At 40.5% G+C, this 14443-nt stretch carries 13 protein-coding genes; all 13 read right to left on the bottom strand.

The annotated features are described in order from the left end of the window. Genes nuoL through WCX87_RS01335 form a run of 13 tightly spaced genes read right to left on the bottom strand, consistent with a single transcriptional unit; the run spans position 1 to position 14366 of the window. Positions 1-1911, bottom strand: a complete 1911-nt coding sequence (gene nuoL, locus WCX87_RS01395) for an NADH-quinone oxidoreductase subunit L (RefSeq protein ID WP_345980257.1) — start codon at positions 1909-1911, stop codon at positions 1-3. Between the two features lie 4 nt (positions 1912-1915). Continuing rightward, complete coding sequence (gene nuoK, locus WCX87_RS01390; protein ID WP_345980256.1) at positions 1916-2224, bottom strand: NADH-quinone oxidoreductase subunit NuoK; 309 nt, start codon at positions 2222-2224, stop codon at positions 1916-1918. Then, positions 2221-2793, bottom strand: a complete 573-nt coding sequence (locus WCX87_RS01385; protein ID WP_345980255.1) for an NADH-quinone oxidoreductase subunit J — start codon at positions 2791-2793, stop codon at positions 2221-2223. Before WCX87_RS01385 ends, nuoK begins: the two co-directional genes overlap by 4 nt. A gap of 9 nt (positions 2794-2802) precedes the next feature. Then, a complete protein-coding gene (gene nuoI, locus WCX87_RS01380; RefSeq protein WP_345980254.1) occupies positions 2803-3417 on the bottom strand; it encodes an NADH-quinone oxidoreductase subunit NuoI in 615 nt (204 codons plus the stop codon). 9 nt (positions 3418-3426) lie between these two features. Next, on the bottom strand, positions 3427-4416 hold the full coding sequence (gene nuoH, locus WCX87_RS01375; protein WP_345980253.1) for an NADH-quinone oxidoreductase subunit NuoH: 990 nt from the start codon (positions 4414-4416) through the stop codon (positions 3427-3429). Between the two features lie 2 nt (positions 4417-4418). Continuing rightward, positions 4419-6905, bottom strand: coding sequence for an NADH-quinone oxidoreductase subunit G (locus WCX87_RS01370; protein ID WP_345980252.1), 2487 nt, complete (start codon positions 6903-6905; stop codon positions 4419-4421). Then, positions 6898-9150, bottom strand: coding sequence for an NADH-quinone oxidoreductase subunit G (locus WCX87_RS01365; protein ID WP_345980251.1), 2253 nt, complete (start codon positions 9148-9150; stop codon positions 6898-6900). Before WCX87_RS01365 ends, WCX87_RS01370 begins: the two co-directional genes overlap by 8 nt. A gap of 9 nt (positions 9151-9159) precedes the next feature. Then, positions 9160-11193 (bottom strand): FAD-dependent oxidoreductase, encoded by a 2034-nt coding sequence (locus tag WCX87_RS01360; protein WP_345980250.1) that lies wholly within the window; start codon positions 11191-11193, stop codon positions 9160-9162. Positions 11194-11202: 9 nt separating this feature from the next. Further along, the gene (locus tag WCX87_RS01355) at positions 11203-11427 is read right to left on the bottom strand and encodes an NADH-ubiquinone oxidoreductase subunit E family protein (RefSeq protein ID WP_345980249.1); all 225 of its coding nucleotides are present in this window, start codon (positions 11425-11427) and stop codon (positions 11203-11205) included. 9 nt (positions 11428-11436) lie between these two features. After that, entirely contained in the window at positions 11437-12675 is a 1239-nt protein-coding gene (gene nuoD, locus WCX87_RS01350) for an NADH dehydrogenase (quinone) subunit D (RefSeq protein ID WP_345980248.1), read from the bottom strand. A gap of 4 nt (positions 12676-12679) precedes the next feature. Next, entirely contained in the window at positions 12680-13486 is an 807-nt protein-coding gene (locus tag WCX87_RS01345; protein WP_345980247.1) for an NADH-quinone oxidoreductase subunit C, read from the bottom strand. Beyond that, a complete protein-coding gene (locus WCX87_RS01340; RefSeq protein WP_345980246.1) occupies positions 13486-13995 on the bottom strand; it encodes an NADH-quinone oxidoreductase subunit B family protein in 510 nt (169 codons plus the stop codon). The genes WCX87_RS01345 and WCX87_RS01340 overlap by 1 nt, the downstream gene beginning before the upstream one ends. After that, positions 13977-14366, bottom strand: coding sequence for an NAD(P)H-quinone oxidoreductase subunit 3 (locus WCX87_RS01335; protein ID WP_345980244.1), 390 nt, complete (start codon positions 14364-14366; stop codon positions 13977-13979). The genes WCX87_RS01340 and WCX87_RS01335 overlap by 19 nt, the downstream gene beginning before the upstream one ends. Between the last annotated feature and the right edge of the window lie 77 nt (positions 14367-14443).

Below are 14443 nucleotides of genomic sequence, written 5' to 3'. Positions count from 1 at the left end.
TTAAACTCCTAAACCTGATAAAACAGATGTTATTGCATCTGAATATCTAACTGCTAATCCAAAAGCAACTGCTAATGATAACAATATAACTGTACCTATAACCATCCATCTAAGCATAGTAGATAGGTTACCGTTTTGCATTGTACGTGTGTTTTCACCTGTTTTGTAAATAGTCATAGCGATTAGATCAACTGTTGCATCGACAATTTTAAGGTCAACTCTTCTCCATAGTACATCAGATAACTCTTTGTACGGTTTTGCAATATACTCTTCATAGAAATGAGGAACATAGTATTGGTTGATAAGAATTTTATAATCAAGACGTTTTTCAAACTCTTTATCTTCACCTTTGAAGTTGATATATTTTTTATATGCATACCAGATAGCCAGGATTACAAACACCTGAGTTCCAATGATCATCACCCATTCAGTCACATGAGAGTGGATATGGTACTCAGTATCAGGAAGCAGTTTAGTGATCATATCAAAGTACGTAGTTTTGAATGATCCTGCGATCACTGCCAGTACTGCAAGCGGACTCATCGCTATAAGCATAAATTTATACGCTTCGTGCGGATGAAAACCAAACAGCTTGTATCTCTCTTCACCGTGGAAGATAAGAGCGACAAGACGGAAAGAGTAAAACGCTGTCAGACCGGCTGTCAATAAAAGTACTGTATAGATAACATAATGATGCTCGACAAAACCTACTTCTAAGATCGTATCTTTAGAGAAGAATCCTGCAAGAGGGAAGATACCCGCAAGTGCAACAGAAGCAAGAGTCATCATGATCCATGTACCCTTCATCTGCTTGCGAAGACCACCCATTTTAAACGGATCAAGTTCATCATCCATTGCGTGCATAACGTTACCTGCACCTAAGAATAAAAGCGCTTTAAAGAACGCGTGTGCCATAAGGTGGAAAAGTGCAACCCAGTAAGCACCAAGTCCAGCTGCCACAAACATATACCCTAGTTGTGAAAGTGTAGAGTAAGCGATGATACGTTTCATATCACGGTTTACAAGTGCCATAGATGCAGCGAACATCGCGACAAATGCACCAAGACTTGCTATAAACAGACCCATTTCCGGGATCACATCATATAAAGGATTTGCACGAACTACTAAGTAGACACCCGCTGTAACCATTGTAGCCGCGTGGATTAGTGCAGAAACCGGAGTCGGACCTTCCATCGCATCAGCTAGCCAAGTATGTAGTGGGAACTGCGCAGATTTACCCATCGCACCGACAAACAGGAAGACACCTATGTACATAAGTGTACTCATATCTAACGTCGGCATAATTTCAAACGCTTTATCGTATTGAAGAGTACCTGTGTTCCAGTAGATCAAGAAGATACCGATAAGCATACCAAGGTCAGCGATACGGTTCATGATGAACGCTTCATTAGCTGCCCATGTAGCAGTTTCTTTATGGTACCAGAATCCGATCAATAACCATGAACAAAGACCAACACCTTCCCAACCTATGAAAAGACCTGCAAAGTTATCACTCATAACAAGAACCATCATCGAGAAAACGAATGCTGAAAGGTATGAGAAGAAACGGTTAAAACCTTTATCATGATCCATGTAACCGATAGAGTAGATGTGTACGACAGTTGAAACAGTCGTTACGACCATCATCATAGTAACACTTACCTGATCGACCACGAAACCAAAAGGTATATAAAGATCACCCGTAGCCATCCATGTCATCATCTCTACATGTACAGTCTCTCCGCCAGTCAATATATGAACAAGAAGTATTGAACTCGCTACAAATGAAGCAAACAAAAGTGATGAGTTTACTACACCGGTCAACAATGTCTTAGGCGTAGCTCCAAAAAGTCCAGCAAACAGTGCACCAACAAGCGGCGAAAACAGTGCTATATATAAGTATAATTCCATTCTTTTATCCTCTCATTGATGACATAGTGTCAAGATTAATATTACCGTTACGTTTATGCCAAACGATAAGCAGTCCCAGCCCTACAGCAACTTCAGATGCAGCGATAGCGATGATAAAAAACGCAAACATTTGACCTGTTAGGTCGTTATAGTAATGTGAAATAGCCGCAAAACCGACATTTACTGCGTTTAATAAAATCTCCGTTGCAAAAAACAGCATCAAAAGATTCTTACGTCTCATAACCCCGATCAAACCAATTGAAAAAAGGATCGTTGCTAATATTAGATAGTGTGTTAAACCGATTTCCATCATAAAATCACCTTTTTGTTAGCTTCTTGAGACAGTAATATCTCCTCTTCAGCCATAAGAGTTAATGATCTATCCATTTTCTTACCTGCAAGTACGATACCCGCAACCATGGCTACAAGTAACATGACCGCTGCAAGTTCAAACGGAACAAGATATTTAGTAAATAGAACCATACCCACAGATTGAGAGTTAGTCGCACCCTCTATGGTAGGATAAAGAGACTCTATATTTGAACCGATGATCGGAGCAGAGAATATAGCTACTACAAATACCGCAGATAAAATCGATAATCCCATGATAATAAGAGATGAACCGTTTTTCTCTTTCACTTCTCTTGTCGTATCGAAAAACATCATACCAAAAGCATATAGAGCCATTACAGCTCCTGTATAAACGATAATCTGGACAACTCCAAGGAAATCAGCACCTAAAATAAAGAAAAATGCCGATATAAAAATCATCCCGGCTGCCAACGCAGTCAGTGCAAATAGTGCTTGTTTTGTTGTTACAACGATGTAAAACATAACAATTGTCAAAATTGCAAACAGATAAAAAGCTATTGCTTCAAACATTCATACTCCTTAATATGCTAGAGGTGTCTTTTTGACACGCTCATCTTCATGTGGTGTTACTGCACCGAAACCTTCAAACTCTTGCTGCTGACCAGCTTTAAGCATGTCGATCGGTGTTAACATATCCTCATACATTACAAAGTGCGCTCTTTGCTCACTTCCATTCTCATATCTCGGTCCATGTGTGATCGCAAGCTCAGGACAGACCTCTGCACAATAACCACAGAAGATACAACGTCCAAGATTGATGCTGTATTCACTTACCTCTTTACGAGAATTCTCATCTATACGAGTCTCCATACGGATACAGTTAGAGATACAGATCTTCTCACAAAGTCCACAACCGATACATCTCTCAGTACCAGATTCCCAAAGACGTTTCATCTCGTGAACCGCACGGTATCTTGGACCTATCGGCATCTTCTCTTTTGGATATTGGACTGTATGGATATCAAACTTGATCATCTCGCGTAAAACTACCCAAAGACCGACAAAAAGCTCGCCTTTGAATGTACGTTTTACTACACGTTTGAATTTACCCCAACCGTCAGTCGGATAATCTTCGATGTCTACTAAAAAGTAATCATCGCCTACATTTCTGTTTTTAAATTGTTCTATACTCATCACCACCCCTTAAAACATCATAACTAAGCCGGTAACGACTACGTTTATTACAGCTATCGGCATAAGCACTTTCCAACATAACCACATCAATTGATCCGGTCTTACGTCAGGCCATGCAGCTCTAGTCCATAAGAAGAAGAAAAAGAAAAATGCGACTTTAGCGATCAATGCTAAAGCACCCATAACTCCACCATCTCCAAATCCGCCTAAGAACACTAAAGCGATCACAAACGAGATAAAGAACATATTCGCATACTCACCGATGAAGAAAAGACCCCATCTCATACCAGAGTACTCAGTACCGAAACCGTCGATGATCTCGTGATCGTTCGCGATAAGGTGAAACGGTGTACGACCAGTTTCAGCAAATGCAGCTATCCAGAAAAGGATGAATGCCACCGGTTGAGTCCATACTAACCAATGTGTTATCCCGCCTACTTGATAGTTATTAAAATCGATCAGTGAAAACGATCCAACGATCATGATCGGTGCAAGCAGTGACAATCCTGTTACTACCTCATAAGAGATAAATATCGCAGATGTACGAGCTGCTGAGATAAGTGAAAACTTATTTGCAGAAGCCATACCGCCAAGTAAAAGCCCGTACAGACCGATCGCCATTACAGCAAGTACATATAAAAGTCCTATCTCAGTATCTGCAACGATCGGATGAACCGTATAACCAAATACAGTGAACTGCGGCCAAAACGGGATCGCAGCTGCTGCCATAAATGCTGTTGCAGCAGTGATGACCGGTGCAAACTTAAATATCGGTGCTACTACGTTTGTAGGAATAATATCCTCTTTCGTAAATAGTTTAATACCGTCTGCGGCAACTTGTAAAAGTCCGTAAGGTCCGACACTCATCGGCCCTAAACGGCGTTGCATAAATGCAAGAACCTTACGCTCAAAATATGTACCCAATCCTGCTAATGCAGAAAAGATCAACATAATTACAACGATCTTTACTATCGTTTCGATTAAATATGCCATATCCATACTTACACCCCTTGTATTGTAGCTTGAGTAAAGCGGTAGCCGCTAAACAAGCTTTCTGAATTTAGATTTGAATCAAAAGTAGGAAGAGTCGCTATCGCACCTTCTATTTTGTTGTCACTGATGATCTTAGTACTTACTTCACCGGACTCAGTCTTCACTTTAACCATATCTCCCTCATTGAAATCACTCGATTCCAGGAAAGACGCGCTCATGTAGATACCCGCTTCCTCTTTAAGGTTAGTCGTTTTATTTGTAAACTCAGTGAACTGGCGGACAGGATTTGCCAAATAGATTAGAGTTCCTTCCAGTTTAGCTTCTGATATAGCTTCAACACTTTCATCGCCAGTTGTCTTCACGTCTTTATTTTCTAACACATATCCTCTTACTTCCGTACCGTCATTCTCATAATGGTTTGGCAGGTTGTCAAACAACTCTGCTTTAAACCCTTTAGTAACAGGAAGTTTCTGCGTGTAATCTACCGTATACTTAGATGCAAGACCTAAAGCATTTGCAATGTCATTTAGCACATAACCTTTATGAGGTAAAGCAGCATTTGTCGGGTTAACACGTTTGTCTATACTTGTAAGAGTCCCCTCTTGCTGATTCAGTGCCGGCATATCTAAATCGCCGTTACCTAATGCGCTAAGAGTAAAGTCACCTTTCGTGTTATATCCAACAGTGTAGCTGCCTTTGGCATCATCAAGTTCACAGATCAGTGATACACCTAATGTATTTGTAAGTGACGGGATCATAACAAGTTTGAATGCGCTGTATTTTTCAATAAGTGCTACAAGTCTTGCTAGGTTTTTTGCATTTGGATGCGTATAAAGATCCGGTCCTACGATAAGTGAGAAATTCTCTTTCTTCGCTAAGAACTTCTCTAGACTTTCCGTAAAATTTGCTGGTGCGCCAAGTATCTCTAAAAGACGGTTTTCATCTACTTGAACCTCTTTAGATACTTTTTTAGGGACCATAGTAGATTTTTCTTCCTCTACCTCTTCCTCTTCACCCGTCTCTTCATTTACTTTTTTGACTTTTACGATCTCGACTACTTTTTCTTTTATAGTCTCTTCTACCGTGATCGTCTTTTCTGAATGGAATGACGCTATATACTCAGCTACGCTTGCCGGCAATTTTGATTTATCTGCGAACAGGTCAAGTAAAAGATATAGAACCGCTTCTTCTTGCAATGGAGCATGATTGATGCTCATCACATTTTTACCCATGCCTTCGATAACAGGATCTTTAACCGGATGGAAATAAAGTCCGGCACCTTTATTAAGTGTCATAGAGTTGTTAAATGCATATCTTGCATTCGGATTATCAGATTTTAGCGCTGTTCCGACAGAGATAATGAAATCTGCTGCGTGAGCTTCATGAAGATCGCTTCCGTAAAGTGACTTCCCGCTTACTTCACTGTAATCATTTAAGAAAGTTTGGAATGATTTTGCTTCGTTGTTAACAAGCTTGTATCCGAATTTTTCTTTTAACGATTGAAGTATCAATGCTTCTTCATTTGTGATAGTCGAAGTAAACTCGATAGTATCCGCTTTTTGGAACGCTTCTAATGCAGCAGCGAATGCAGTCTCATCTTTACCTTCGACAGTGTTTTGATAATCATATCCGTAACGTCCGGCTCCACATAGTGATACATAGTTCCATTCGTTCATAACACGGTATATCTTATCATCTGAGTTTTCGATATCTGTGTGTTTGATGTCATAGTTAATTTGACAGCCTGCACTACAGTGACCGCAAGTTGCAGGTACTTGACGAAGTTCCCAAGCATTTGACTCATACATAAAGTGAGTATCAACAAGCGCTCCGACAGGACAAACAGATGCACACTCCCCACAAGATGTACAATCAAGCATCTCTTCGCCGCTTGTCAGACCGATAACAGATTTGTTAAGCTTATTCCACATTGCATAAGCATCTTTAGGCATACTTTCTTTATACTCGTTATCGATAGCATCAGCACCGCGGGCTACAGTTTTTAAAGAGTTGTCACCTATCATATCTTTACAGACAGTCACACATCTTTCACAAACTATACAAAGACCCGGATCGTAATGTATATGTCCCCAGTCTTTTACTTCTCTTTTAACATCTTTGATAGCATAGCTTTGAGAATCTACACCCATCTCCAATGTATAGTTTTGAAGTTCACATTCCCCTGATTGGTCACAGACACCGCACTGCAAAGGATGGTTTACATCATAGACTTCCATTATTGCACGACGTTCCGTCTCAATATTTTCAGTCGATGTCGTGATGTTCATACCATCTTTTGCTTTAGCATTACAAGCATATACCTGTTTACCGTCTGCCTCAACGAGACAGATACGGCATGCTAAAGTCGGACTACAACGTGTAAGATAACATATTGCCGGAATAAATATGTCATTTGCACGTGCAGCATTTAATATAAACTCCCCTTCAGTCGTTTGTATTTCGCGACCATCTATATTAATCGTAATATTACTCATGATTCACTCTCATAATTTTAGATTTTTGAAATCTGTATGCAGTTGTACTTTCATCAAAATCAAATGTAGGATTTAAAGCGATTGTCCCTTTTAAAGATTCCTCTTGTTTGAATGTACGAACGATACTTTTACCGCCGAAACTGATCTCGACTTTATCTCCGTCACTTACTTTTGCAGCAGCTGCAAATTGTGCCGATCCCCTTAAAGTCGTATCCTTTTCAAGCTGTTTAGTAAGATTTGTATAAGCGTTAAACTGTAACACAGGATTTACGTTATAGATAATCGTTCCGTTAAACTCAGGAAGTTCTTCTACATCACTTAATACGCCGTTCATCTCAACTTCGATCTCATCCAACAGATAACCTCTTACGTCATCCCCTAAATTTGATAAAAAGTTTTCAAGACTATCAAAATCAACAGCTTTAAATCCACTACTTACAGGTAACTCTTGCGTAAAATCTACTGTATTTGCTTTGCCGATACCAAACTCTTTTGCAATATCATTTAACTCATAACCATCAAATGCAAGTGCTGCATTTGTAGGGACTACACGATTGTCAATCGTAACGAACGTCCCCTCTTGCTGGTTAAGAGAAGCCACTGCCAAGTCAGCATCATTCAGGCTTGATATAACAAAATTACCGACAGCATTATATCCAACTACGTCAGCAGAGTTATCGTCTTCATCAAGATCACATGTAAGACTGACACCCAGCGTGTTTACATCACGCGGTACTACAAGGATCGAGAAGTCACTGTATTTTTCGATCATAGCCGCTAGTTTTGCTATATTTTTTGCCTCTTTATGAGCCATAATATCGTTTCCGATAATCAGTACTCTGTTTTTTGTTCTTGTCAGTGACTTCATCATAAGCTCAAGTTCATCTTCACCGATGTTACTTTCAGCACTTAGATATCCGTCATCAAGACCTTCAAAGTATTTTTTCTCGTCATCGCTCAGATCTGCATCGCGAAGAAGGTATTTTGCCAATAGTGCTACAACGCCCTCTTCAGTCCCTACTTCATATTTTAAGAACTGAGTGATCGTGTTTTGCATCAATGCATCTTCTACCGGATGTGCATATACTATCTTCGCACCGTTATGCTTTGCAGCTGTCGTCATCGCATATCTTACAACAGGATTGTCTGTCGCTATCATCGAACCGATGATGATGACTGCATCTGATTTTCTAACAGCTTCAAGTGTCGCACTGTGATGTTTTTTACCGCTAACACTTGCATATGCATTCATAAATTCTGCGAATTTTCTTGCATCCTCATTGTAAAGTTTGATACCAAGTTTCTCTTTTAACTTTTGAAGGATAAGAGCCTCTTCATTTGTTATCATAGAGCTAAATCTGATAGCTGTCGTACCTTTAATAGCTTCAACAGCTTTGCTAAATGCCGCTTCATTCTTAGATGCTTTGTTATCAAAGTCAAAACCAAATCTTCCTGCACCGCAAAGTGAACTGAATTCAAAGTTGTTTTTCACTCTGTAGATACTGTTTGCCGTAGATGCGATACCTGTATGTTTTACTTCATACTCTAGAGCACATCCTGCTGAACAGTGTGCACAAGTCGCCGGAACACGAGAAAGTTCCCATGCATTTGCAGTGTACTTAAAGTCAGAACTTACAAGTGCACCCACAGGACAAACTGCGATACATTCACCACAGAACGTACAGTCTAACGTATCAGAGTTTTTAGGAATGACTTTCGATTTATATCCACCAAACTGCAGATCGATCGCATCATCACCGATGACTTCATTACATACGTGAACACATTTCTCACAAAGAATACAAAGTGACGGATCATAGTTGATAAGCCCCCAGTTCTCTATCTTACGGTGTTGATCACGTGCTGAAAAGTTCTGCTTTGCAACACCAAACTCTAATGTCTTATTTTGCAGATCACATTCACCAGATTTGTCACATACACCACACTCTAAAGGGTGGTTTACATCATAAAGTTTCATGATGTTTGTACGTTCTTGATGAAGGACATCACTATTAGTCGTGATCTCGATACCCTCAGTCGGAGGCGTATTACAAGAAAGCACTAAACCATCCACACCTTCTGCTTCAACAACACACATACGGCAAGATGCACATGGCGTAGTCTTAGAGATGTAACACATCGTTGGGATATATATCCCCTCGCGACGTGCCACAGTCAAAATAGTCTCGCCTTTTTTTGCTATTACTGCTCTGCCATCAATTTTAAAGTTAATCAAATTACTCATCCAATCCCCTTAAACCGCTGTCATTGCAATATAGTAGCAACGCATACATCTGTCAGCTTCACTTAGAGCTTCTTCTTGAGTGAAACCTAAGTTCACCTCTTTGTTGTTGTACTTACGGTCATCGACGTCAAGTTTCACACTCACTTCACGAGGCAATCCAGGAAGCCAGCCCGTGATCTTCTCTTTTTTGTCATAGACACGAAGTTTACGAAGGTGGTCTTCCATGATCTCATCATCAGTCAAAGTCACTTCACCCGTTTGGACATATCTTGCTATTACAGAAGCTGCACGTTTTGCCTGACCGACCGCATTAACGATAGTCATCGGACCATACTCACAGTCTCCTGAAGCAAAGATGCCTTTGCGAGATGTCATATAATCTTTCCCGTTTGTCTTAATAGTCGCCCATGAAGTCATCTCGATCTCCCACTCTTCAGGAAGAAGTTTAAGATCGGCACTTTGACTTACCGCCGGGATAAGATAATCAGCTTTGATCTCGTAAGACGCACCCTCTATCTTCACAAGTTGAGCACGTCCTCCATTTGGATCAGGAACCAGTTCGAACTTATCGACGATAAGAGATTTTAAGATATCGTTCTCATCTTTTATCTCCGCGACTGCAGAGTGGAAAAGGAACTCAACACCCTCTTCGACCGCTTCATGATACTCTTCATATGTCGTATTGTTGATGATAGTTCTCTCATCTCTACGATAGATCATATATACTTTTTCTGCATTTGCACGGATCGAACAACGAACAACGTCCATAGATGTAAAACCACCACCGACACAAACGACTGTCTTGCCAGTCAGATCGACATAATCAGTAGTTAAAAGGTTCTCATCTTGGTCAGCTTTATCGATCGTATAACCGTATTTTTCAAAAAGATTTACTTTATCAAGGAAATCTATCGCTCCCCAGTAACCTTTTATCTCTGCTCTTTCATTATCAGCATATACTTTCTTAGATATTCTCGTACCCGTTGCGACCATAACAGCATCATAGTCTTTTTCAAACTGACGCATCATATCCGCAGTGACTTTCGTATTAACGATAAAATTAACACCAAGATCTTTGACACATTCGATATCTTTGTTGTACTTGTCAATCGGCATACGGTATTCAGGGACACCGACAGCGACTTCACCGCCAAGAACCGGAAGTTCTTCATAAACATCGACATCGATACCTTCAAGCGCCAGATAATATGCAGTCGTAAGACCTGCAGGACCTGCACCGATTACGGCTACTTTCTTGTCAAGTTTCGGTTTTTGTTCTTCCGGGTGGAAGAAACCAAAACCATGATCCGTTTCATAGTCGGCTCCAAGACGTTTAAGTTCCATGATCGATATAGGCTCATCAAGGTTTGTACGGCGACATGCATCTTCACAAGGATGCGGACAAACACGTCCGCATGTATGCGCTAGAGGCATAGTCTGACGCGTTGCCATAAGAGAATCGTCAAAACGAAGATCTCTTACACCCTCGATATAACCCGGGATGTCGACATGAGCCGGACACGCATCAGTACATGGAGCAGTAATCTTTGCTATATAGTTGATCTCTGCATCGTAATGTTTCGATGGTTTTTTATCGTTGATACAAGCCATAAACTCATCTTCAAAATGTGTCATAAGGTCCAAAATAGGATTTGGAACAGTCTTACCTATCTCACACTTTGAAGTGATCTGCATACTTTTACTGATCTCTTTTAAGTGATCTAGATCAGAGATGTCACCCTCACCGCGAGCAATTTTATCAAGCATATCATAAAGTATTCTTCCGCCCCATCTTCCAGGTGCACAGCGTCCGCACGCTTCTGAATAAACTTGGTATTGTGCTGCGTATTCAGTTGCCAGACGTATAACATCCACATCTGCATTGAATACCGCTACGCCGTCCCAACCGATGAATGCTTTTGATTCACGGTGTGCGTCGTACTGCACCGGCAAGTTATATGCTGATTCTTCCCACTGATCTTCAGGTTTGTTTATGTTGTTGATAAATTCACCATTCCAAGTGGAAAAATAGACTTTACTCAAAATAACTTCCTAACTTTTTTTAACTACGACAGTCCAATCGACTTCGTTAAACTTTAATGAGTTTAGTAGCTCATACCCTGATTCTTTTACCAAGTCAGCAGAACGCTGAACAGGAGTAAAATCACCCACTTCAAATAAGAATATCCCGACTTGTCCAGCCGGATGAGATTTTAGTATCTCTTTCATTCTTGGTTCAAAATCGTCTTTAAGATGACGTAAATCGTAACGTAACATTGCTAATCCTTATCTATCTACTTCACCAAATACGATGTTAGTCGTACCGATAATTGAAACAACGTCTGGAATATAGTGTCCAGGAAGTAAGTCTGTTAAAATACCCGTATGCCAGAAAGACGGCGCACGAAGTTTTAAACGGTACGGATATGGACCGCCCTCTGAGTGTATGAAATATCCAAGTTCACCTTTTGGTGATTCAGTCGGAATATAAACCTCTCCTACAGGAGGACGCATACCTTGAGTGACAAGCACAAAGTGCTGCATCAAAGAGTAGTTTTGAGTCATGATATCTAGCTTAGGAGCAGAGATATATTTTGGTGCATGAGCCATCAACTCTGTTTGATTGTTTTTAACAGTCTCTTCATACATGTCTATCGTTTGATACAAGATATGAGCAGTTTGTCTCATCTCTTCCATGTAGATACGGTAACGTGCAAAGTTGTCACCTTTATCAGAAACAGGAACTTTGAACTCTACTTCATCATAAAGCTCATATGGCTCCTCTTTGCGGATATCCCAAGCAACACCGCTAGCACGAAGCATAGGCCCAGTACATCCCCAAGAAAGTGCCATCTCTTTAGAGATCACACCTACATCTTCCATTCTCATACGCCAGATACGGTTAGAATCAAGAAGATCCTCGTAGTCTTTGATATTTGCAGGAAGTTTGTCCAAGAATGTTCTTAGATCCGCAATAAAGTTATCCGGAATATCCAATGGAACACCACCGATACGGATAGCCGCATGAGTTAGACGCGCACCACAATAATCTTCTATTAAGTCCATAAGATGTTCACGCTCACGGAAAGCAAATAGGAACACTGTCATAGCACCGATATCAAGTGCAGTCGTAGCCAACCAGAAAAGGTGAGACATAAGTCTGTTCATCTCTAAAAGCATCATACGGATAACTTTTGCACGGCGAGGAACTTCTAGACCTATCAGTTTCTCTACTGCAAGAGCAAATCCGTAGTTGTTCGAACTTGATGCGATATAGTCCATACGGTCTGTTGTCGGCATAAACTCGTTGTAGATCATGTTTTCAGCCATCTTCTCCATACCGCGGTGAAGATATCCGATATCCGGATGTGCTTTTACGATCATCTCTTGTTGCAGATGAAGCATAAGACGTAACTGACCATGCGCAGACGGGTGTTGCGGCCCGAAGTTAAGGATCATCTCATTGTCGTCACGATCAAACGTAATATTTTCAAAAAACGGTCTTAATCTATTTTGTTGTTGCATGAGCTTACCTATCCCTGTCTGTGATAATTACTGATTTTTCTTCATCGAATCTATCGATTAAGAATACACCGCCCTCTTCTTGGTATCCAAGCGGAGTCTTAGGTTCGTTACCAGTAATCTTAGTACCTTTAGGAACTTCATGTCCTAAACGAGCGAAACGCTCACTATCATAACGGTCTACACGTGCAGTATCACGGATTTCAGGTCCGATGACATCACGAGCTTCTTTTCCGTAGATCTTATCAACTTCATACCATTGAGCGAACTCGTCACCCTCAAGCGGATATGTTTTAAGAAGTGGAAAACCTTCCCAGTCATAAGGCATAAGGATACGTTTCAAGAATGGATGGTTATTTACTTCGATTCCGAACATATCATACATCTCACGCTCTGACCAGTCTGCACTGCGAAAAAGTTTTTCAACACTGTTGATAGCTTCATCTTTACCGATGAAACATTTGATGCGGATACGTTTTCTTTTCCCCATTGAAAGCATTTGATAAAAGATCTCAAACTGGCTGCTTTTTGCGATCCAGTCAATAGCACTCATCTCTGAAAGCTGTGTGTATTCAAGTTCATCACGTAAAAGTTCAAGTACTCCGTAGTTGTCTTTAGCGTTGATGTATACAACCATCTGCTCAACTTGGATATACGCGTCTAAAACTTCGAATTTCGCTTTGATAGCCGCTAAATCAGCTGCAAAGACTTCATCGCTCTCTACATCTTGCTTTGGTACTTGAGGAGCTACATAAAATCTATCTGTGTAGTACGGCTTTGCCTGTACGTCATCTTTAGGTGTATATGCTCTCATTACATTAACCTTTTTGCTTTTTGGTTTTTGATCGCTTTTTCAGCACGGATCTTCTTTTGTAGAAGCATCACGCCATACTGTAACGTTTCAGGACGAGGTGCACAACCCGGAAGATAAAGATCAACAGGAATAACACGGTCAGCCCCCTGAACCGTTGCATAAGTGTTGAACATACCACCTGTATTCGCACATGAACCCATAGAGATAACCCATCTTGGTTCAGTCATTTGATCGTATAGACGCTTAATAAACTCAGCGTGTTTTTTTGTCAGTGTCCCTGCAACTATCATAACATCAGCCTGACGAGGAGATGCTCTAAAGATCGTTCCGTAACGGTCGAAGTCATAACGTGATGCACCTGAAGCCATCATCTCGATCCCACAACAAGCCAGACCGTATGTAAGCGCCCAAAGTGAATTTGAACGTCCCCAGTTTACAACTTTGTCTATTGTTGTGAGAGCTACCGGTAGTCCGGCATTCTGCGTATAATTTACTTTATGTTGTGCCATTCTAAGGCTCCTTTTTTCCATGCATATACAAAACCGATTGCAAGTAATAAGATAAATGTCATCATCTCGACGAATCCAAACCAACCAAGATATTTAAAATCTACTGCCCATGGGAACATGAAAACGATCTCAACATCAAAAAGTATGAAAAGTAACGCAAACAGATAAAATTGCGGAGATAATCTGTTTGGCTGTTTTGTTATCTCAGGTCCACATTCATACACAGAAAGTTTGATTTTTTCTGTATCTTTTGTCGCCATTGCACGACTTGCAAGTCTTGCAATAATCGTTGTAGTAAAGAACGCACCAAATGTTAATGCAAATAGTACAAATACCCCAAAATATGTATTTGCAGTGTTAATATGCTCCATACACCCTACCTTAGTTTATTTTTGTTTTCAAACATTATAAAGCAGTTTACATTAAATTTTGTAATACTACTCACAGT

Source organism: Sulfurimonas sp. HSL3-2 (assembly GCF_039645965.1).
GTDB lineage: Bacteria > Campylobacterota > Campylobacteria > Campylobacterales > Sulfurimonadaceae > Hydrocurvibacter > Hydrocurvibacter mobilis.
Note: the sequence above shows the minus strand (reverse complement) of the source record. Positions and strands in the feature narration are given on the sequence as shown.